This window comes from Cryobacterium sp. PH31-AA6, assembly GCF_030063195.1.
Lineage (GTDB): Bacteria > Actinomycetota > Actinomycetes > Actinomycetales > Microbacteriaceae > Cryobacterium.
Map to the genome: position 1 here is coordinate 105,956 of NZ_JASISS010000005.1, position 19,654 is coordinate 125,609.

16 protein-coding genes are annotated in these 19,654 nt (G+C 70.2%); 10 read left to right on the plus strand and 6 right to left on the minus strand.

Annotated elements, in window-relative coordinates; genetic code table 11:
* Positions 1-121: 121 nt before the first annotated feature.
* Together QMG61_RS06130 and QMG61_RS06135 are read left to right on the plus strand one after the other, a co-directional pair.
* The gene (locus tag QMG61_RS06130; protein ID WP_283493452.1) at positions 122-1,183 is read left to right on the plus strand and encodes an alpha/beta hydrolase; all 1,062 of its coding nucleotides are present in this window, start codon (positions 122-124) and stop codon (positions 1,181-1,183) included.
* Between the two features lie 39 nt (positions 1,184-1,222).
* Complete coding sequence (locus tag QMG61_RS06135) at positions 1,223-1,786, plus strand: thioesterase family protein (protein WP_283493453.1); 564 nt, start codon at positions 1,223-1,225, stop codon at positions 1,784-1,786.
* Positions 1,787-1,801: 15 nt separating this feature from the next.
* On the opposite strand, the gene QMG61_RS06140 is transcribed toward QMG61_RS06135, so the two are convergent.
* From QMG61_RS06140 to QMG61_RS06155, 4 genes are all read right to left on the minus strand, one after another.
* Entirely contained in the window at positions 1,802-2,314 is a 513-nt protein-coding gene (locus tag QMG61_RS06140; RefSeq protein WP_283493454.1) for an SRPBCC domain-containing protein, read from the minus strand.
* A 113-nt stretch (positions 2,315-2,427) separates the two neighbouring features.
* Positions 2,428-4,026 (minus strand): phytoene desaturase family protein, encoded by a 1,599-nt coding sequence (locus QMG61_RS06145; RefSeq protein ID WP_283493455.1) that lies wholly within the window; start codon positions 4,024-4,026, stop codon positions 2,428-2,430.
* 9 nt (positions 4,027-4,035) lie between these two features.
* A complete protein-coding gene (locus QMG61_RS06150; protein ID WP_283493456.1) occupies positions 4,036-4,788 on the minus strand; it encodes an SDR family oxidoreductase in 753 nt (250 codons plus the stop codon).
* A 9-nt stretch (positions 4,789-4,797) separates the two neighbouring features.
* Positions 4,798-5,754, minus strand: a complete 957-nt coding sequence (locus QMG61_RS06155; RefSeq protein ID WP_283493457.1) for a LysR family transcriptional regulator — start codon at positions 5,752-5,754, stop codon at positions 4,798-4,800.
* 146 nt (positions 5,755-5,900) lie between these two features.
* On the opposite strand from QMG61_RS06155, the gene QMG61_RS06160 reads away from it, so the two are divergent.
* The 4 genes from QMG61_RS06160 (at position 5,901) to QMG61_RS06175 (ending at position 14,726) form a co-directional block, all read left to right on the plus strand.
* Complete coding sequence (locus tag QMG61_RS06160) at positions 5,901-9,509, plus strand: proline dehydrogenase family protein (RefSeq protein ID WP_283493458.1); 3,609 nt, start codon at positions 5,901-5,903, stop codon at positions 9,507-9,509.
* A 176-nt stretch (positions 9,510-9,685) separates the two neighbouring features.
* Positions 9,686-10,708, plus strand: a complete 1,023-nt coding sequence (locus QMG61_RS06165) for a 3-oxoacyl-ACP synthase III (protein ID WP_283493459.1) — start codon at positions 9,686-9,688, stop codon at positions 10,706-10,708.
* Positions 10,705-13,659 carry an alpha/beta fold hydrolase gene (locus QMG61_RS06170; RefSeq protein ID WP_283493460.1) on the plus strand — a complete coding sequence of 985 codons (2,955 nt, stop codon included), beginning with the start codon at positions 10,705-10,707 and terminating at the stop codon, positions 13,657-13,659. Before QMG61_RS06165 ends, QMG61_RS06170 begins: the two co-directional genes overlap by 4 nt.
* Positions 13,660-13,766: 107 nt before the next feature.
* A complete protein-coding gene (locus QMG61_RS06175; RefSeq protein ID WP_283493508.1) occupies positions 13,767-14,726 on the plus strand; it encodes an NAD-dependent epimerase/dehydratase family protein in 960 nt (319 codons plus the stop codon).
* A 127-nt stretch (positions 14,727-14,853) separates the two neighbouring features.
* Here the strand turns inward: QMG61_RS06175 and QMG61_RS06180 are convergent, their stop codons facing one another.
* Positions 14,854-15,222, minus strand: coding sequence for a GntR family transcriptional regulator (locus QMG61_RS06180; RefSeq protein ID WP_283493461.1), 369 nt, complete (start codon positions 15,220-15,222; stop codon positions 14,854-14,856).
* A gap of 89 nt (positions 15,223-15,311) precedes the next feature.
* On the opposite strand from QMG61_RS06180, the gene QMG61_RS06185 reads away from it, so the two are divergent.
* Positions 15,312-15,761, plus strand: a complete 450-nt coding sequence (locus QMG61_RS06185; protein WP_283493462.1) for a YdeI/OmpD-associated family protein — start codon at positions 15,312-15,314, stop codon at positions 15,759-15,761.
* A 38-nt stretch (positions 15,762-15,799) separates the two neighbouring features.
* Positions 15,800-16,570: an ABC transporter permease gene (locus QMG61_RS06190; RefSeq protein ID WP_283493463.1), complete on the plus strand. Its 771-nt coding sequence runs from the start codon at positions 15,800-15,802 to the stop codon at positions 16,568-16,570.
* Positions 16,571-16,685: 115 nt separating this feature from the next.
* Here QMG61_RS06190 and QMG61_RS06195 read toward each other — a convergent pair whose 3' ends face one another.
* Complete coding sequence (locus QMG61_RS06195; protein ID WP_283493464.1) at positions 16,686-17,123, minus strand: Lrp/AsnC family transcriptional regulator; 438 nt, start codon at positions 17,121-17,123, stop codon at positions 16,686-16,688.
* A 418-nt stretch (positions 17,124-17,541) separates the two neighbouring features.
* Here QMG61_RS06195 and ddaH point away from each other — a divergent pair, with 418 nt between their 5' ends.
* Together ddaH and rocD are read left to right on the plus strand one after the other, a co-directional pair.
* Complete coding sequence (gene ddaH, locus QMG61_RS06200; RefSeq protein WP_283493465.1) at positions 17,542-18,405, plus strand: dimethylargininase; 864 nt, start codon at positions 17,542-17,544, stop codon at positions 18,403-18,405.
* Complete coding sequence (gene rocD, locus QMG61_RS06205; RefSeq protein WP_283493466.1) at positions 18,402-19,640, plus strand: ornithine--oxo-acid transaminase; 1,239 nt, start codon at positions 18,402-18,404, stop codon at positions 19,638-19,640. Before ddaH ends, rocD begins: the two co-directional genes overlap by 4 nt.
* The last annotated feature ends 14 nt before the right edge of the window (positions 19,641-19,654 follow it).

Consider the following 19,654-nt stretch of genomic DNA (forward strand, 5'->3'; position numbering starts at 1 on the left):
CGCGACGAGCGACCTGTCCAACAGCGGGTGCGGATGCCATTGTGCGGCTGGGCTTCTCAATCATCCGAGAAAGGTGAGTTGCTCTCAGCTTGCTCACGGTCCGGCGGTTTACAGTCATCGGGTGATCCAGACGCACCACGCACCGCAGACGACGAAACAGCAGACGACGAAACAGCAGACGACGAAGCCACACAAGGAAACCGCGCTCTCGCGCGTTCCCGTCTGGGTCTGGCGGGCGCTGATGCACCGCATAGCGCCCGGCGAACTGCACAAGTTCAACGCCGAGCCGATCGACACCGTCGACTACCATTTCGACCTCGACTACGCCGGTGACGGCATCCGTGATCACCGCCTCGATGTGCTGGTGCCCCACGATTCGCCGGAACCGCTCCCCGTCTACATCTACTTCCACGGTGGCGGCTGGACCTCGGGCGACAAGGCCCCGCTGACGAAATACTGCGCGAGCCAGGCGGCTGACGGCATGATCGTCGTCAACGCGAACTACCGGATGGCCACAAGCTTCCAGCTCAAGCACATGCTCGAGGACGCGAACGACGTGCTCGACTGGGTGGCTCGCAACATCGAACGTTTCGGCGGCGACCCGACCCGAATCGTGCTCGGCGGAGACTCGGCCGGAGGGCACATCGCCGCGCTCCTCGCGGCCTCAGCGTACGAACCCCGGCTGGCCGCCTATTACGGCATCCGGCCGCGGGTCGAGCCGGAGAACCTGCGCGGCCTGGTGCAGCACTGCAGTATCGCGGATGTCTCGGTGATCTTCGAGCGCGGCTTCGTGTTGAGTCTCAACTTTCTGCGGATCCTGCTGCCCGCGCGCGGGCGCGGGCTCGTACTGCGCGCCGCCGCCCGGTTCATGTCGCCGATCGAGTGGCTGGACAGCGGATTCCCGCCCGTCTTCGTCACCACCTCTGAACGGGACTACTTCTACCGGGCCAACCTGAATTTCATCGCCGCGCTGCGTCGCCGTTCCATCGTCGTGGACACCCTGATCTACGAGCGGGGCCAGGCGAACACGCACCACACCTGGCAGCAGGATGCCCGGCACCCGGAGTCGCAGGAGGTCTACCGTCGGCTCGGAGCGTTCGTGCGCCGCGTCGCCGCGCTGCCGGTCGCGCTGCCGACCGCCCTGCCGGCCGCCGGTCCGATCGGCGGGCTGCAGGCGGTTTAGCCGTCGCCGGCCGTCGCCGCGAAGGGCTAGCATCCAAGGGTGCACATGCTCTGGCGAACCCTCCTCCACAGTCTGCTTTCCCGCTTCGGCCCAAAGCTCGGACACTATGACGTGGCCCGTACCCGTTTCATCACCCTGCCGACCGATCAGGACATCCTCCGGCACATGAACAACGGGGTCTACCTGTCGATCATGGACATCGCTCGGTTCGACTTGCTGCACCGAACCGGCATCTGGGCGATCTTCCTCGCCAAGGGCTGGTACCCGGTCGTCGTGTCGGAGACCATCAGCTTTCGCAAGTCCCTGACCCTGGGCCAGCGTTTCACGGTCGAGTCGCGCATCCTCGGTTTCGACGAGAAGGCCGTCTACCTTGAACAGCGTTTTGTGCGCCCGGACGCCGACGGAGAGCCGGAGGTCTACGCCCAGGGCTTCATCCGCGGGCGGTTCCTCAAGCGCAGCGGCGGCGTCGTCACGATCGACGAGCTCGTCGACGCGGTCGGCGCGGTTCCGGAATCCGTCACCGTGCCGCACTGGTTGCTCGAGTGGAGCACGGATGTCGCGATGCCCGCGACACGTGCGGCCGCGCCCAGCGTCTGGGAGTAGCGCCCGCCCGGTCGGTCAGTGGGTCGGCTCGGTGGCGCGCTTGGGCACGACGAGTTCCCGGTAGTACTCCGCGTGCGGGTGGTAGTGCGCGTGTTCGGGGAGCGGCTTGCCGAGCCGGGCGGCGACCAGGCGATCGAAGTAGTAGTCCCAGTGCGGGCCGACGGTCACGGCGTCCGACGCGCTGTGCAGGCGCTGGCCGAAGGTCAGGGTGGTCATGCCCGCACCCTCGACGAGGTGCAGGATCACGTGCCGGGCGGCGTCACCCTCGCCGATATTCACGGTGAACCGCTTCGGCGGGATGCACGTGAGGATCGTGACGTACTCCCACTCCGCGTCCGGCTCGTCGAGGCGGAAGCGCACGGCGCCCGTCTCAGGGGAGCCGGTGTAGGTTCCGATCCAGCCGGCGAGGCCGCCGGGTCGACTCAGGCTCGCCCACACGTCGTCGATCGGCGCGTTGAAGAGCCGGTCGAGCATGAGATAGAGCCCGTCCTCGCGCTGGGCGAGGCGGCCGGTTGGCTTGGCTGACATGGGAACCTCCACGGTGAGTGAGGCACGAGCCTCACTACCAAGCTATGCCCATCTCCGGTCCGAGACCAGCGGCGACGCGAAGCTCGCGCGCCCCGGCCTCACGTGGTTCCCGGTCAGGAGTCTTCGAGCACCGCCATGGCCGCGTTGTGCCCGCCGATTCCGCTCACCCCGCCGCCGCGCCGGGCGCCGGCGCCACAGATCAGGATCCGCGGGTGCGCGGTGGCGACTCCCCAGCGGGCCGCCGGGGTGTCCCTCGGCTCGTCGTCTTCGAGGAACGGCCAGTCGAGCGGGCCGTGGAAGATGTTGCCGCCCGGAAGGTTGAGCGCGTGCTCGAGGTCGAGGGTGGTCCTGGTCTCGACGCAGAGGTCGCCCTGGGCATCCGTCAGTAGCAGGTCCTCGATCGGCTCGGCGAGCACAGAATTGAGCGACGCGAGCACGGCCGCCTGGAGCCTTGCCCTGGTGGCGTCGTTGTTCTCGTCGTTCAGCCAGCGATTCGGTGCGTGCAGGGCGAACACGGTGAGGGTCTGGGCACCGGCCGCGATCAGCTCGGGGGAGAGGATGCTCGGGTCGGTCAGCGAGTGACAGTAAATCTCGCAGGGCAGCAGCTCCGGGATCACGCCGTTGGCCGCCTGGTCCCAGGCGCCCTCGAGCTGGCTGAAGGTCTCGTTGATGTGGAAGGTGCCGCCGAACGCGGCCTCCGGCGACACCGAGGGGTCGCGCAGCTTCGGCAGTCGGCGAAGCAGCAGGTTCACCTTGACCTGAGCGCCCTCCGGTTTGACGATGGCCGCTGCCGGGGCAGATGCGGGGCCGGGCTCGCCCCCGGCCGTTGCGGCCAGGAGCTCCTGCAGGACCCACGGGGCGACGTTGGAGAGTACGTGCCGGCCGACGACGACCCGTTCCAGGTCCCCGCGCCGATATCTGACCTCGCCATCCGGGCTGACCGAGGTGACCGGTGCGCCGGTGACGATGCGGGCGCCGGCCTCGCGGGCCGCGTGCTCGAGGGCCCCGGTGACGGCTCCCATCCCGCCGATGGGCACGTCCCAGTCCCCGGTCTCATTGCCGATGACGTGGTAGAGAAAACAGCGGTTTGCGTCGAGGGACGGGTCATTCGTCGAGGTGAACGTGCCGATCAGGCCGTCGGTGGCAACAACGCCGCGCACGAGATCGTTCTCGAACCGCTCGGTAATGACGGCGCCGAGCGGGCTGTCGATGAACTGGTTCCAGACGGTGTCGTTGCCGACCAGGCGCCGCGCCTCTGACCGGGTCGGCAGCGGCTCGCAGACCGTGGGGAAGAGTGCCCTGGCGAGGGTCTCCGTGTCGCGGTAGAACGCGTTCCAGGGAGCGAAGTCCGCGCCGGCGCCGACCCGGTCGAAGCTCGCTCGGGTAGCGGCGTCGTCGCCACGGTCGACCAGCAGTCCGCCCGTCGTGTCGGCGGGGTCGGGGGTGTACGAGGAGTACCGGCGCCGGGCGAGTTCGATCGACAGGCCCAGCTCGTCGATGATTCGCTGCGGGAGGAGGCTGACCAGGTAGGAGTAGCGGGAGAGTCGGGCGTCGACCCCGGGGAAGGCCTCGGCGGAGACGGCAGCGCCACCGACGTGGTCGTCGCGTTCGAGCAGGATCACGCTCTTTCCGGCCAGGGCGAGGTAGGCCGCGGCGGTGAGGCCGTTGTGGCCGCCGCCGACAATCACGACGTCGTGAGTGGGTTCAGTCATGACTTGAGACTAGTCAGTCTGTGAGTCCAGCCAGTCCTCGAACCTGACTCTGTCGATGGTTGTGACTGCGTGTGGGAGGAGGCCGCCGGTGGCGATGCCTGCACCGAGAAACGGGGCCGAGAGCACCCGGGTTCTGGGTTCTTCGACGGCAGCGATGCGGCGGGCGAGCTCGGACAGATCGTGTTGATCCGGGCCGGCGATTCGCCGATCGGTCTCGGCACGGTGTCCGTCGGCAACGACGTCGGCCAGAAACGTCGCCACGGAGCCGGCGGACACGGGCTGGGCGAGCATCCGCGGCACGAGCGCGATCCGGCCCACCCTGACCTGACCCAGCAGCGACCGCGCGAGCTCGAACCACTGCGCCGACGAGACGACCGTCGACGGTACTCCGGCAGAGCGGTAGACGGCTTCCTGCGCGGCCTTGCCTCGGTAGTACCCCAGCCGGGAGTTGACCCGAGGGTCGCCCACGTTCAGGATCGACAGGCAGATCAGGTGGCCGACTTTCGCTGCGTGGGCGGCGTCTGTGACGGTGCGCGCGGTCGTGGAGAAGAACCCGATCGCCTTCCTGGCCGACAGCGTCTGCTTGTTCAGGCAGTCCAGAACGGCATCGGCTCCGGCGAAGGCTTCGGCGAGGCCCTTTCCGGTGACGGCGTCAACCCCAGTCGAACGCGAGGCGCGCCCCACGCTGTGGCCGCGGGCCTCCAGCAGGTCGGAGACCCGGCGGCCCATCTCGCCCGTGGCCCCGAGGACAATCACTCGCACCCCGGCAGCCTACAACTGCACGACTGCATCCGCTGCGGCGTGGCCGGCGGACCAGGGCGCGGTCGGCCCGGCCACCAGGCCGACCGCCCTGGCCAGCGCGTCGCGCACCGCGAGCACGCCGGGCCGGTTCGCGCTCGATCGTCGGGCGGCGGAGAATACCGCGCGGTGTGGCCGTCCCGGCAGGTCGACCAGGTTCACGGTGGGATCCTGGCCTGCCCAGATCAGGTCGGGCAGGATGCCGACGGCGTTGCCCGATTCGATCAACCGGATGTGCGCGATCAGATCGGCGGTCTCGAATCGCACGTCGGGTTCGAAGCCGGCCGAGCGACAGAGCTGCCTGGCCCAATGCCGCGAAGCCGTGCCCTGTGGTTCCATCACCCAGGGCAGGCCCGCCGCCTCGTCCAGCGACGTGGGGGCCGGTTGGCCGGCGAGAGAGGGAGGTACGGCGAGCCGGAGCGCGTCCGTCGACAGGTTGACCCGGTCGAGGTCCGGCCAGTGCGCGCGGGTGTGCCCCGGGTACTGCTCCGCCAGCACGAGGTCGAAGTCCCGCGCGGAGACCTCGAACAGTCCGCGCTCCGGTTCTCGTTCGGTGACCTCGATCCGGAGGTCGGGATAGTCCCCGGCCAGCAGGGTGAGCGCCTGGGGGATCAGGGCGTGTGCGGCCGACTGGAACAGGGCCACCCGTACCGTGCCGGACACGGTCGTCAGCGACGCCTTCATCTCCGCCTCGGCCAGTTCGAGGCGTTCGAGGAGATGGGTCGTGTGCTCGACCAGAATCTCGGCCTGCGGGGTGAGCCGCACCCGGCGTCCCACCTTCTGCAGGAGCGGAACCCCGGCCTCCGTCTCGAGCAGGGCGAGTTGCTGGGAGACCGCGGAGGGGCTGTAAGCGAGGGCCTCGGCGACCCCGGCCAGGGTGCCGCGAATCTTCAGTTCGCGCAGCAGGCGCAGGCGCCGGACATCCAGCATGGGAGGTTCCTTCGGATCGTTCTCAATTGATAAGTAATTGTAATCAATATCATTCGTGAAGAATCGCTTTTGCTAAAGGGACTGGGGGCGCACACTGAAAATAGAATCCTCTGGTATGAGGCGCGCCGCAACGAAAGACTAACCTCATGACCATGACCAACCCCTCTTCCCCCGCGCAAAAAGACCTGAGCGTCGAGGTCGTCGCGCTCGTCGAGAAGTGGCTCGCCGACAGCGCCACCATCCCCGCCGACATCTCGGCCGAACGCCTCGCCGGGGTGCTCAAGGATCCGAACGGTCTGGACTTCACGGTCGGCTTCGTCGACGGCGTGATGCGGCCGGAAGACCTGATGGTCGCCGGCTACAACCTGCAGGCCGTGGCCAAGAAGGCGCCGGGGTTCCTGCCGTCGTACATGCGCGGGGCGATCGGCCTCGGCGGGGTGTTCGGCCCCGTGCTGCCCTGGGTCGTCATCCCCGCCGCCCGCAAGGTGCTGCGCCAGATGGTCGGCCACCTCGTCGTCGACGCCACGCCGGACAAGCTCGGCCCGGCGATCGCTCACCTGGCCGAGTCCGGCAACCGTCTCAACATCAACCTGCTCGGTGAGGCCGTGCTCGGCGAGAAGGAGGCCCTCCGCCGGCTCGAGGGCACCCTGGCCCTGCTGCTCCGCGACGACGTCGACTACGTGTCGATCAAGGTGTCATCGATTGCCAGCCAGCTCTCGATGTGGTCCTTCGACGAGGCCGTCGACCGGGTCGTCGAGCGCCTCACCCCGCTCTACGAGCTGGCGTCGGCCTCGGTTTCTCCCAAGTTCATCAACCTGGACATGGAGGAGTACCGCGACCTCGACCTCACGATCGCGGTCTTCGAGCGCATCCTCGACCTGCCGCAGCTCATCAACCTCGAGGCCGGTATCGTGCTGCAGGCCTACCTGCCCGACGCGCTCACCGCGCTGCAGGGATTGACCCAGTGGTCGCAGGGCCGCAGGGCCGCCGGCGGCGCACCGATCAAGGTGCGGGTCGTCAAGGGTGCCAACCTCGCCATGGAACACGTCGATGCCGCGGTGCACGACTGGCCGCTCGCGACCTACGGCACCAAGCAGGACAGCGACACGAACTACAAGCGGGTGCTCAGCTGGGCGCTCACCCCCCAGAACACGGATGCGGTCAAGATCGGTGTCGCCGGCCACAACCTCTTCGACGTGGCCTGGGCCCACCTCCTCTCCAAGCAGCGCGGCGTGGATGACCAGGTCGAGTTCGAGATGCTGCTCGGCATGGCCACCAGCCAGGCCGCGGCCGTGCGCAAGGACGTCGGACGTCTGCTGCTCTACACACCGGTCGTCAACCCGGCCGAGTTCGATGTTGCGATCACCTACCTGATCCGTCGTCTCGAGGAGAACGCAAGCCAGGAGAACTTCATGTCGGCCGTGTTCGAGCTGACCAGCACGCCCGCCCTGTTCGAGCGGGAGAAGCAGCGTTTCCAGGCCTCGCTCACCGAGCTCGACGCCACCGTGCCGACGCCGAACCGCACCCAGGACCGCTCCGTGGTGACCCAGCTCGAAGCCGAACCCCGCACGGAAGCGGAGACGGCGGGCACCGATGACGGCCTCACCGCGGCCGTGCTCGGCCTCAGTCGCGGGTCGGCCGTCACCGCCCTTGACCCGGACGCCGCTTCCGCGGCCGCCCAGCCCGCGACCCCGCGGTCCGGTTTCCACAACGAGCCGGACACCGACCCGTCGTTGCCCGCGAACCGCGCCTGGGGTCGCCGCATCCTCGCCAGGGTCGACGCCTCCCGACTCGGCGTCGACGCCATCGCCGAGGCCGCCGTGACCGACGCCGACCAGCTCGACTCTCTGATCGCATCCGTCGCCGCCAGCGGTGAGGCCTGGGGCCAGCTGCCCGGCGCCGAACGCGCCGCCGTGCTGCACCGGGCCGGGCTCGCGCTCGCCGCCAACCGCGACCGCCTGATCGAGGTGATGGCCGCCGAGACCGGCAAGACCATCGCCGAGTCCGACCCGGAGGTCAGCGAGGCGATCGACTTCGCCCACTACTACGCCGAGCGGGCCAAGGCCCTCGACGCCGTGCAGGGCGCAATCTTCGTGCCGTCCAAGCTGACCGTGGTCACCCCGCCGTGGAACTTCCCGGTCGCGATCTCGGCCGGCGGCGTGCTCGCGGCCCTCGCCGCGGGTTCCGGCGTGATCGTCAAGCCAGCCAAGCTCGCCCAGCGCACCGGCGCCGTGATGGTCGAGGCGCTCTGGGAGGCCGGAGTGCCCCGCGAGTTGCTCGCGCTGGTCGACCTCAAGGATCGTGCCCTCGGCACCCAGCTCATCTCGCACCCCGCGGTCGACCGGGTCATCCTGACCGGCGGCTACGAGACCGCCCAGCTCTTCCGCAGCTTCCGGGAGGACCTGCCCCTGCTGGCCGAGACGAGCGGCAAGAACGCCATCATCGTCACCCCGTCCGCGGACATCGACCTCGCCGCGATCGACGTGATCAGGAGCGCCTTCGGTCACGCCGGCCAGAAGTGCTCCGCAGCAAGCCTGGTCATCCTGGTCGGGTCCGTCGCCCGGTCGGAGCGTTTCCTGCGCCAGCTGGTGGATGCCGCGACCTCCCTGCGCGTCGGCTACCCGACAGACCCCAACACCCAGATGGGGCCGATCATCGAACCGGCCGAGGGCAAACTGCTGCACGCCCTCACCACGCTCGGCGCCGAGGAATCGTGGCTCGTCGAGCCCCAGCGACTCGACGAAGAGGGCAAGCTCTGGTCGCCGGGCATCCGCACCGGAGTCGCGCCCGGGTCCTACTTCCACCTCACCGAGTTCTTCGGCCCCGTGCTCGGCGTGATGCACGCCCGCAACCTCGCCGAGGCCATCCGCTTTCAGAACGCGGTCGACTTCGGCCTGACCTCCGGCCTGCACTCGCTCGACTCGGCCGAGCTGGCCGAATGGCTCGACACGATCGAGGCCGGCAACCTCTACGTGAACCGCGGCATCACCGGGGCGATCGTGCAGCGCCAGCCGTTCGGCGGCTGGAAGCGCTCGGCCGTCGGCCCCGGCACCAAGGCGGGCGGCCCGAACTACCTGTTCGGCCTCGGCAACTGGGTGACCGACCCGGGACGCAACAGCTCGACCCTGCACCTGCGCGGGTTGGAACAGCGCGTCACCGAGGTGATCGAAGGCTCGCAGCCGGTGCTGGACTACGCAGACTTCGACGTGTTGCGTCGCTCCGCGCTCAGCGACGCCCTCGCCTGGCGTGAGGAGTTCGGCGCGGTCAAGGACGTGTCGAACCTCGGCTACGAACGCAACCTGTTCCGCTACCTGCCGCTCCCCGTCACCATTCGCCTGACCGAGGACGGGACGCTCTCGAACCTGCTCCGGGTGATCGCCGCGGCGACGCTGTCGAAGTCCCGTTACGTGGTGTCCAGCGCGATCCCGGTGCCGCCGATCGTGCGAAACCACCTCGCCGAGCGCGAGATCCCGGTCGCCGTCGAGAGCGATGCCGAGTGGCTTGAGCGCGCGGCCGCCGGTGGCATCACGACCAGCCGGGTGCGTCTGATCGGGGGAAACCCTCTCACGGGGGCAACGGATGCCGCATCCGCCCTCGCGCACGCCCTCGGCGGCAGCCCCGACATCGCCGTGTACTCGCACCCGGTCACCCAGGCCGGGCGGGTCGAACTCCTGCCGTTCCTTCGGGAGCAGGCAATCTCGATCACGAACCACCGGTTCGGCAACCCGAGCACCCTCTCCGACGGCATCATCTAGGCACCGCCTCCCCGCCCGCGAGATCGCGGCCGCCAACACGCGTAAAATAGGCCGTTGGCGGCCGCACCATCGGGCTCGACGCGTACAGCGGGCGCACGGACGACGATCAGGTTTCTGGTGGATGATGACCGGGGCCCTGGCTCGCCACGGCCGCACACTCGACAGGGGAACCATTGTTGGACGGAAACGCAACGACGACGCACAACAACGTCGCCCTGCTGTCGGTCGCGAGTATGCTCGCGCCGCGCATCACGACGTCAGCGGACATCGACGACCGGCTCCAGCCTGCCCTCAAACGGCTTCGGCTCCCGACCGGGCTGCTCCAACGCGTCGCCGGGGTGCAGGAACGACGCAACTGGGATGAGGACACCACCTTCGACGATGCCGCCGTCTCCGCCGGCAAACTCGCCCTCCGCCAGGCGGGCATCGAGCCCGGCCAGGTCGGCCTGTTGATCAACACCTCCGTCACCCGCAAGCACCTCGAACCCTCCGTCGCCGTGCGGATCCACCACGGACTGGGCCTGCCGTCCTCGGCCACCAACTTCGACATCGCCAACGCCTGCCTCGGCTTCGTCAATGGGATGACCCTCGCCGCCCAGCTGATCGACTCCGGCCAGATCGACTACGCCGTCGTGATCGACGGCGAGGATGCCGACGAGATCCAGTCCAACACGATCGAACGGCTGGGCCGTCCCGACATTTCCCGCAAGGACTTCATGAGCGAGTTCGCGAGCCTCACCCTGGGTTCGGGCGCCGCGGCCGCGGTGCTCGGGCGGGCCGACCGGCATCCGGAGGGCCACCGTATGCTCGGCGGCGTGACCCGCGCCGCAACCCAGTTCAACGGGCTCTGCGTCGGCAGCGTCGACGGTATGTTCACCGACGCGAAGGCGCTGCTCAAGGGCGGAATGGAACTCGTCGTCTCGGCCTGGACCGAGGCAAAACGCGATTGGAACTGGTCGAGCATGGACCGTTACATCCTGCACCAGGTGTCCGACGTGCACACGAACGCGATCGTGAAGGCGACCGGCATCGAACGAACCAGGGTGCCGCTGACCTATCCGCTGTTCGGCAACGTCGGCCCGGCCTCGATCCCGATCACCCTCGCCGAAGAGGCCAGGACGCTCCAGCCGGGCAACCGGGTGCTGCTGATGGGCGTGGGCAGTGGGCTGAACACGGCCATGATGGAACTCGCCTGGTGACCGGTCCCGGCAGGACCTACCGTCTCCCTCCGGCCGCCTTCACCCCGGCCGCTGCGACGCTTCCGCCCGGCGGGCTGCCGGGACTCGACCCGGCGTACTCTCGTCTGGTCGAGGTCACCGAGAGCGGCACGGCCGTCCCGGCCAGCCGCACCTGGCACATCCTCGACAACGCGGCCCGGCTGGCGGAGCTCGGGGTCACCCCGGTCGGCACCGTGCTCTGCGTGCATGGCAACCCGACCTGGTCTTACCTGTGGCGCGAGCTGCTGACGGCGGCGACGGATGCCGCGGCCGCCGGCCGGGACGCCTGGCGGGTCATCGCGGTCGATCAGCTCGAGATGGGCTTCTCCGAGCGCACCGGCCTGGTGCGGCCGCTGGCCCGCCGGGTCACCGACCTCGGTGACCTCACCGACTCCCTCGGGCTGGCCGGACCGGTGGTCAGCTTCGGGCACGACTGGGGCGGAGTGGTCTCCCTGGGCTGGGCCGTCGACCACCCCGAACTGCTCGGCGCGGTGATGCTGCTCAACACCGCCGTGCACCAGCCGGAGGACTCGCCCATCCCGGCGCCGCTCCGGCTCGCGCTCGCGGGGCCCGTGCTGGCCGCCGGGACCGTGACGACGCCCGCGTTCCTCGAGACGACGCTCGCGCTGGCGCACCCGCCTCTCTCCGCAGCCGTCAAGCGGGCCTACCGGGCCCCGTATCGCGGCGCCGCCCGTCGCGGCGGGATCGGCGCGTTCGTCGCCGACATCCCGGTGGACTTCGGTCACGAGAGCGCCGCCGAGCTCGACCGCATCGCCGAGTCGATCCGTGCGCTGCGCGTGCCAGCCCTGATGCTGTGGGGTCCCCGGGACCCGGTCTTCAGCGACCGCTACCTCGACGACCTTGCCTGCCGCCTGCCGCACGCCGACGTGCACCGGTACGAGGGCGCCGGGCATCTGATCGCGGAAGACGTGGACTACGCCGCCGCGGCCCTGACCTGGCTGGGCGAGACCTCGGTGGTCGAGTCTGTCGAGACCCCGCCCACCTCGGTGGTCGAGCCTGTCGAGACCCCGCCCACCTCGGTGGTCGAGCCCTCGGTGGTCGAGCCCCCGGTGGTCGAGCCTCCGGTGGTCGAGCCTGTCGAGACCCCGCCCACCTCGGTGGTCGAGCCTCCGGTGGTCGAGCCTGTCGAGACCCCGCCCACCTCGGTGGTCGAGCCTCCGGTGGTCGAGCCTGTCGAGACCCCGCCCCCCTCGGTGGTCGAGCCTCCGGTGGTCGAGCCTGTCGAGACCCCGGCCCCCTGGGCCGCCGGGCCGCACCATCCGCTCTGGCACTACCTCGACGAGCTGCGCTACAGCGACGAGACTGCCCTCGTCGACATGTCACCTCCAGGCGGCGGCGCACCCCGCGTCGTCAGCTGGCGACTGCTCTCCCGCCGGGTGCGCCAGCTCGCCTCCGGCCTCGACCTGATCGGGGTGCGGAAGGGCGACCGGGTGTCGCTGCTCGTGCCGCCCGGCGCCGACCTCACCGCGGTGCTCTACGCCTGCCTCCGGATCGGGGCGATCGTCGTCGTGGCCGATGCCGGGCTGGGCCTGCGCGGCCTGACCCGCGCCGTGCGCGGAGCACACCCCGACCACGTGATCGGGGCCACCCCCGGGCTCGTCGCCGCTCGCGCCCTCGGCTGGCCGGGGCAGAAGATCTCGGTCGCCCGGCTGCCCAGGCCGGTACACCGCGCGCTTGACGTGTCCTTCACCCTCGCCGAACTCCTCTCGCTGGGCGTCGCCGAGGAACTGCCGGCGCCTCCCGGCCCTGGCGACACCGCCGCGGTGCTGTTCACCTCCGGTTCGACCGGCCCTGCCAAGGGCGTCGTCTACACCCACGCCCAGTTGGCCGCCGTCGCCTACGCGCTGCACGCCCAGTACGGCGTTGGCCTGGGCACCGGCCTGGTCGCCGGGTTCGCGCCGTTCGCCCTGCTCGGCCCGGCGCTCGGCGCCCGCTCGGTCACCCCGGACATGGACGTCACCTCGCCGAAGACCCTCACCGCGACCGCCGTAGCCGCGGCCGTTGCCGCGATCGACGCCACCGTGGTCTTCCTCTCCCCGGCGGCGCTCGCGAACGTCGTCGCCACCGAGGCCGCACTGACCCCGGCCGACCACCGCGCCCTCTCCGGCGTGCGGAGCTTCCTCTCCGCCGGTGCCCCGGTGGCCGAACCGCTGCTGGCCGGCGCGGCCCGACTGATGCCGAAGGCGAGCGCGCACACCCCCTACGGGATGACCGAGGGCCTGTTGATGACGGACATCACCCTCGAGGGCATCCGGGATGCCTCGCCGAGGTCCCTCGCCGACCTGGCCGGACCGGGCGGTGTGTGCGTCGGCCGACCGGCGGCGACCACCCGCATCCGGATCAGCGCCCTCGATGCCGGCGGGGCCGCGACCGGGGAACTCTCGGATGCCCCGGGCGTCACCGGCGAGATCGTCGTCTCCGCGCCGCACACCCTCGACCACTACTCCCGGCTGTGGCTCACCGACCGGGCGGCGCGGCGCGGTGCGGTCGCCGGGGAACGCTGGCACCGCAGCGGCGACGTCGGCCACTTCGACTCGGCCGGACGGCTCTGGATCGAGGGCCGCCTGCCCCACGTCATCGCGACCGCGTCGGGCGTGTTGACCCCGGTCGGCCCCGAGCAGCGGATCGAGGGCGTCGCCGAGATCGCCCGCGCCGCCATCGTCGGTGTCGGCCCGGCCGGAACCCAGCAGGTGGTTGCCGTCGTCGAGACCCGCCCGCCCGGTCGTCGGGTCGCGCTGGCCACGCCGGGCCTCGCGGACGCCGTGCGGGAAGCCTCCGGCCTGCCGCTCGCGGCGGTGCTCGTCGTGCCGCACCTGCCCACCGACATCCGGCACAACTCGAAGATCGACCGCAGCCGGCTCTCCCGCTGGGCCGACACCGTGCTCTCCGGCGGGCGGATGAGCCGCCCGTGACCGGTTCCGCGGGTGCTGCGCCGCACCGCGGGACTCCCGCCACCCGCGGAGCGGCGCGGCACCCGCACACGGGGACCGCGGGGGCGCCGGAGACGGCGGCGCTCAGGGTGCTCGTCACCGGCGCAAGCGGGTTCCTCGGTCGCGCCGTCGCCGCCCGGATCGCCGCCGCCGGGCACGAAGTCTTCACCTTTCAGCGCCGGGCGTCCGGAGTGCCGGGGGTGGCGGACCGGCTCGGCTCGATCGGTGACCCCGTCTCGGTCGCCCGTGCGGTCGCCGACATCGATGCCGTCGTGCACCTCGCCGCGAAGGTTTCCCTCGCGGGCGAGGCGGCCGATTTCGAAGCCGTGAACGTGGGCGGAACCCGCAGCCTGCTGGCCGCGGCGGAGGATGCCGGCGCCTCCCGTTTCGTCTACGTGTCGTCGCCGTCCGTGGCGCACGCCGGGGCATCCATCGTCGGCCTTGACGCCCTCCCGGCCGACCCCGACCGGGCTCGCGGCGACTACGCCCGCACGAAGGCCAGGGCCGAGCTGATCGCGCTCGCCGCTGACTCCCCGCGGCTGCGCGTCGTCGCGGTGCGCCCGCACCTGGTCTGGGGGCCCGGCGACACCCAGCTCGTCGCGCGAATTGTGGAGCGCGCCCGGGCCGGACGGCTGCCGTTGCTCGGGCACGGCGCCGCCCTGATCGACACCACCTACATCGACAACGCGGCCTCGGCCATCGCCGCGGCGCTGGAGCGCGCCGACGCCGTGCACGGGCGCGCCTATGTGGTCACCAACGGCGAGCCCCGGCCGGTGGCCGAGCTGCTCGCCGGAATGTGCGAGGCCGCGGGAGTGGCTGCCCCGGGCTGGCGGGTACCGGCGGTGCTCGCCCGCGGCGCCGGATCGCTGATCGAGGCGGCCTGGCGGGTGCGGCCGGGCGCCGATGAGCCACCGATGACCAGGTTCCTGGCCGAACAGCTCTCGACCGCGCACTGGTTCGACCAGCGCCAAACCCGGGCCGACCTGCATTGGACCCCCGAGGTGACCCTCGATGAGGGCTTCCGGCGGCTCGCGGCGTCGTACCGGTAGCATCGGGCCGGGTCGGGTCCTGGTCGGCGTCGGCGTCCAGGTCCTGGTCGGCGTCCGCGTCGGGGTCAGGGTCCCGGTCGGGTCCGGGTCGGGTCCTGGTCGGCGTCGGCGTCGGGGTCAGGGTCCGCTACGGACGAATCCCGAGGGCCGCCGCCACGATCCGGAGGGCCTCGGCCGCGTCAAGTCCGAGCGCCCGCGCCCGTTCGGCGTAGGCGATCGCGGCCAGTTGCGCCTGCTTGTGAGTGGCGTCCCCGGTCGCGGCGATGAAGGAGCCGAGCCGGCCCCTCGTCTCGATCACCTGGTCGCGCTCGAGTTCGCGGTAGGCCCGGGCGACCGTGTTCGCGGCCAGGCCGAGCGTCTCGGCCAGGCGGCGCACGGTGGGCAGTTTGTCGCCCGGCGCGAACGCGCCGCTGCGCACGCCCTCGATCACCTGCGTCCGCAGCTGCTCGAACGGCGGCGTCGGCGAGTGCGGGTCCAGCATCAGGGTGATGGCCATGTGACTCCTTTGTGCAATTTATGTACCAAGCTAATCGCCGGTTAGCCGCGAGGCAAGGCGGACGGCCCAGGGCGGGGCATACTCGAGTCATGAAATTCACCACGGTGCTCGAACTCGGCGGCAAGACCGCGACCGGAATCCCCGTGCCCGAGGCTGTCGTCGCGGCCCTGGGTGCCGGCAAACGGCATCCGGTCGTCGTGACCATCGGCTCGCACAGCTACCGCAGCTCGGTCGCGCCCTACCGCGGGGCGTACATGATCGCGATGAGCGCGGAGAACCGCGCGCTCGCCGAGGTGGCCGCCGGGGACGAGATCGAGGTTGACCTCCGACTCGACACCGAGCCCCGTGAGGTGGAGGTGCCCGCTGACTTCGCCGCCGCCCTCGCGAACGAGGATGCCCGCGCCGCCTTCGACGCGCTGTCCTATAGCAACCAGCGCCGGCACGTGCTCGCCATCGAGGGGGCGAAGGCCGCAGAGACCCGCGAGCGGCGCATCCTCGCAGCGCTCGCCGAACTGGTGCCGCCGTCCCCGGCCGAATAGTACGAGAGCGCACGGTCGGCGGTCGGTAGGCTCTGAGGGTGACCTGGCCCAGCGACCTGCCCGCCCAATTGGCGGGGCTCCTGCCGAGCCTGGTCGGCATCCTGGTGCTGATCAGCATCGTCTCTTTGGTGTTGAAGGCCTACCGGGTGTCGCGCCCGTTCGCCCCGGCGCTCGCCGTGTTGCGCGGTGCCCTCCAACTCGCGGCGATCAGCCTGATCCTCAGTGGGATCATCTCCGACCCGTTCTGGGTCGGCGTCGGCCTCACGGTCATGTTCATCGCGGCGGTGAGCACGGTCAACCGTCGGCTCGGCGCCACCCGACGGCACTTCGGCTGGGTGGCCGCGTCGATGGGGCTCGGCATCCTGGTCACCCTCGGCGTGGTCTTCTCGGTTGGAGCGATCGAATTCTCCCCGCGGTATGTGCTCTCGTTCGGTGGAATCGTCATCGGCAACGCGATGTCGATCGCGACGCTCTCCGGCCGCCGGTTCGGCGAGGCCGTCACCGAGCACTGGGATGAGGTGGAAGGCTGGCTCGCGCTGGGCGCGACTCCCCGTCAGTCGACGGCGGAGCTCGCCCGCCGGGCCGCCTACTTCGCGATGATCCCGTCGACCGACCAGACGAAGACCACCGGGCTGGTCACCCTGCCTGGCGCCTTCGTCGGCGCGATCTTCGGCGGGGCGAGCCCGCTCGAGGCCGGCAGATTCCAGATCGTCGTGCTGGCCGGCATCCTCTGCGCCGGCTCAATCGCCGCCGTCACCCTGATCCGTTTCCTCGCCCCGGTCACCCACCGCCCGGTCCCGATCCCCTAAACCCCGCCCGCTCCTACCCGCGAGAGTGCACTTTTCGCCCGTTCGCGGGTGGGGAGGGGGCGAAAAGTGCACTCTCGCGGACGGGGACGAAGTGGGGCGAGGCGAGGCGGAGCGGCTACTGGGCGGCTCGGTGGATGAGGCGGGAGAGCACGATGGCACTGCGGGTGTGATCAACGTTCGGGGCGAGCCGTACCTTTTCGAGTGCCGCTTCCAAGCCGGCGATGTCGCGCGCCCTGATGTGCACAATGGCGTCGGCGCTGCCGGTGACCGTGCCGGCATCGACCACCTCCGGCACGCCGGAGAGGATGCGCAGCAGCTCTTCCGGCGCGACCGTGCCGCGGCAGAACAACTCGACGTAGGCCTCCGTGCTCATGCCGTCGATGGCCGGGTCGACCTGGATCGTGAACCCGCGGATGATGCCGTCCGTGACCAGCCGGTCCACTCGCCGTTTCACGGCCGACGCAGACAGGCCGACGATCGAGCCGATGTCACCGTAGCCGGCGCGGGCATTCTGGCGAAGAAGATCGAGAATGCCGCGGTCCAGGTTGTCCATCCCGCGAGTCTAGGCGAAATCGTTGCGCTTTCGAGGGCTTTCGCGCACCAAATTTGCGCCCGATAGCGGGAATCACTGGATACCTGCGCAGGGTTCTGTTGCCGCGGCGGCGACCGCGGGTCCGGTCTCGACAGGCTGGACCATCGGCACGTCCACCGCTACGGCGACCGCTACGCCGACCACTGCGGCGACCGCGGCGCCGGTCTCGCACGCATGCGTGCGCGGCGAGCGAGGATCACGCAGGAATCGAGCGTGATTTAGCGTGACATGCCGATTCATGCTGTGTGAGACTGGAACCGGCGTCCCTGCATGGTCTTCGGTTTCAGCCGGGCAGGGCTCTCGTGAGTGACCTGGTCCGCCATCCACCCCCGTGTTCCGATCTTGCCCCCAGCGGCGGAACGCAGACGAAGGAGCTCCAATGACGACCAATCTCGACGCGCTCGTCTCGCCAGAGGCACCCGTGCGCACGCCGGTCAAGCGCACGATCCTGATGTGCAAGCCCAGTTATTTCACGGTGGTCTACCGGATCAACCCCTGGATGGACCCGGCCGTGCCCACCGACACCTCGCTGGCCGTCGCCCAGTGGCAGACGCTCTACGACACGTACATCGGCCTCGGCTTCGACGTGCACCTGATCGACCCGATCGACGGCCTGCCCGACATGGTCTACGCGGCCAACGGCGGCTTCGTCATCGACAACATCGCCTACGGCGCGGCGTTCACCTATGAGCAGCGCCAGCCCGAGGGCCCGGCCTACATGGACTGGTTCCGCGACAACGGCTTTGACGTGCGCGCGCCGAAGGAGATCAACGAGGGCGAGGGCGACTTCCTCCTCGTCGGCGACGTCATCCTGGCCGGCACCGGCTTCCGCAGCGCCTCGCACAGCCACGAAGAGGTCTCGGCGATCTACGGCCGCCCGGTGATCACGCTCAACCTGGTCAACCCGAACTTCTACCACCTGGACACGGCCATCGCTGTGCTCGACACGTCACCGGGCTCAGGGAACGGCCACATCGCCTACCTCCCGAGCGCCTTCGATGAGCCCAGCCTGGCCATCCTGCGTGAGCGCTACCCGGATGCCGTGATCGTCACCGAGGAAGACGCGGCCATCCTCGGCCTCAACTCCTACTCCGACGGCTACAACGTGGTCATCGCCGCCCGAGCCAAGGACTTCGAACGCCAGCTGCGCGAGCGCGGCTACAACCCGATCGGCGTCGACCTGTCCGAGCTGCTGCTCGGCGGCGGCGGCGTGAAGTGCTGCACCCTGGAGCTGCGCCGATGACCGACCTGCAGGCCAGCCGCACCCTCGGCCAGGCCGACTACATCGCCCTCGAGAACGAGCATGCGGCCCACAACTATCATCCGCTGCCCGTCGTCGTGGCCTCCGGCGACGGCGCCTGGGTGACGGATGTCGACGGCAAGCGCTACCTCGACTGTCTGGCGGCGTACTCCGCGGTCAACTTCGGGCACTCCAACCCGGTGCTGCTCGAGGCCGCCCGCGCGCAGCTCGGCCGGATCACGCTCACCAGCCGCGCCTTCCACAACGACCAGCTCGGCCCGTTCGTCGCCGCGCTGGCGAAGCTCGCCGGCAAGGACATGGTGCTGCCGATGAACACGGGCGCCGAGGCGGTCGAGTCGGCCGTCAAGGTGGCCAGGGCCTGGGGCTACCGGGTCAAGGGCGTCGCGGACGGACTGGCCAACATCATCGTGGCCGGCGAGAACTTCCACGGCCGCACCACCACGATCATCAGTTTCTCCGACGACGAGTCCGCCCGCAAGGACTTCGGCCCGTTCACGCCGGGCTTCCGCACGGTGCCCTATGGGGACGCCGCCGCGCTGGAGGCCGCGATCGACGAGAACACGGTCGCCGTGCTGATCGAGCCGATCCAGGGCGAGGCCGGCATCGTGGTGCCTCCCGCGGAGTACCTGCCCGCCGTGCGCGAGATCACCAGCCGCCACAACGTGCTGTTCATCGCCGATGAGATCCAGTCCGGCCTCGGCCGCACGGGCGCCACGTTCGCCTGCGACCTCGTTGGCGTCGTGCCCGACCTGTACCTGCTCGGCAAGGCGCTCGGCGGCGGGATCGTCCCGGTGTCCGCCGTCGTCGGCGACACGGATGTCCTCGGGGTGCTCCGTCCCGGTGAGCACGGTTCCACCTTCGGTGGAAACCCCCTGGCCGCGGCCGTCGGCCTTGCCGTGGTCGAGATGCTCGCCACCGGCGAGTACCAGGAGCGTGCGCGCGTGCTCGGCGCCCGGCTGCATGACGGCCTGCTCGGCCTGGTCGGCCATGGTGTCGTCGCCGTGCGCGGCGCCGGACTCTGGGCGGGAATCGACATCGACCCCGCGCTGGCCTCCGGCCGTGCCGTCTGCGAAGCACTGCTGGAGCGCGGCGTGCTCGCCAAAGACACCCACGGGTCGACCGTGCGGCTGGCCCCGCCGATCGTCGTCTCGGAAGAGGACATCGATTGGGCGGTCGCGCAGCTCGCCGCCGTGCTCGAGGAATTCGCGGCGGCCTAACCCGGCCGGCCTAA

Bases quoted from the DNA above. Each gene is read 5' to 3' on its own strand.
- QMG61_RS06195 (WP_283493464.1), bottom strand. From the start codon at position 17,123: ATGGACAACCTGGACCGCGGCATTCTCGATCTTCTTCGCCAGAATGCC.
- QMG61_RS06160 (WP_283493458.1), top strand. From the start codon at position 5,901: ATGACCATGACCAACCCCTCTTCCCCCGCGCAAAAAGACCTGAGCGTC.
- rocD (WP_283493466.1), top strand. From the start codon at position 18,402: ATGACCGACCTGCAGGCCAGCCGCACCCTCGGCCAGGCCGACTACATC.
- QMG61_RS06180 (WP_283493461.1), bottom strand. From the start codon at position 15,222: ATGGCCATCACCCTGATGCTGGACCCGCACTCGCCGACGCCGCCGTTC.
- QMG61_RS06145 (WP_283493455.1), bottom strand. From the start codon at position 4,026: ATGACTGAACCCACTCACGACGTCGTGATTGTCGGCGGCGGCCACAAC.
- QMG61_RS06185 (WP_283493462.1), top strand. From the start codon at position 15,312: ATGAAATTCACCACGGTGCTCGAACTCGGCGGCAAGACCGCGACCGGA.
- ddaH (WP_283493465.1), top strand. From the start codon at position 17,542: ATGACGACCAATCTCGACGCGCTCGTCTCGCCAGAGGCACCCGTGCGC.
- QMG61_RS06140 (WP_283493454.1), bottom strand. From the start codon at position 2,314: ATGTCAGCCAAGCCAACCGGCCGCCTCGCCCAGCGCGAGGACGGGCTC.
- QMG61_RS06155 (WP_283493457.1), bottom strand. From the start codon at position 5,754: ATGCTGGATGTCCGGCGCCTGCGCCTGCTGCGCGAACTGAAGATTCGC.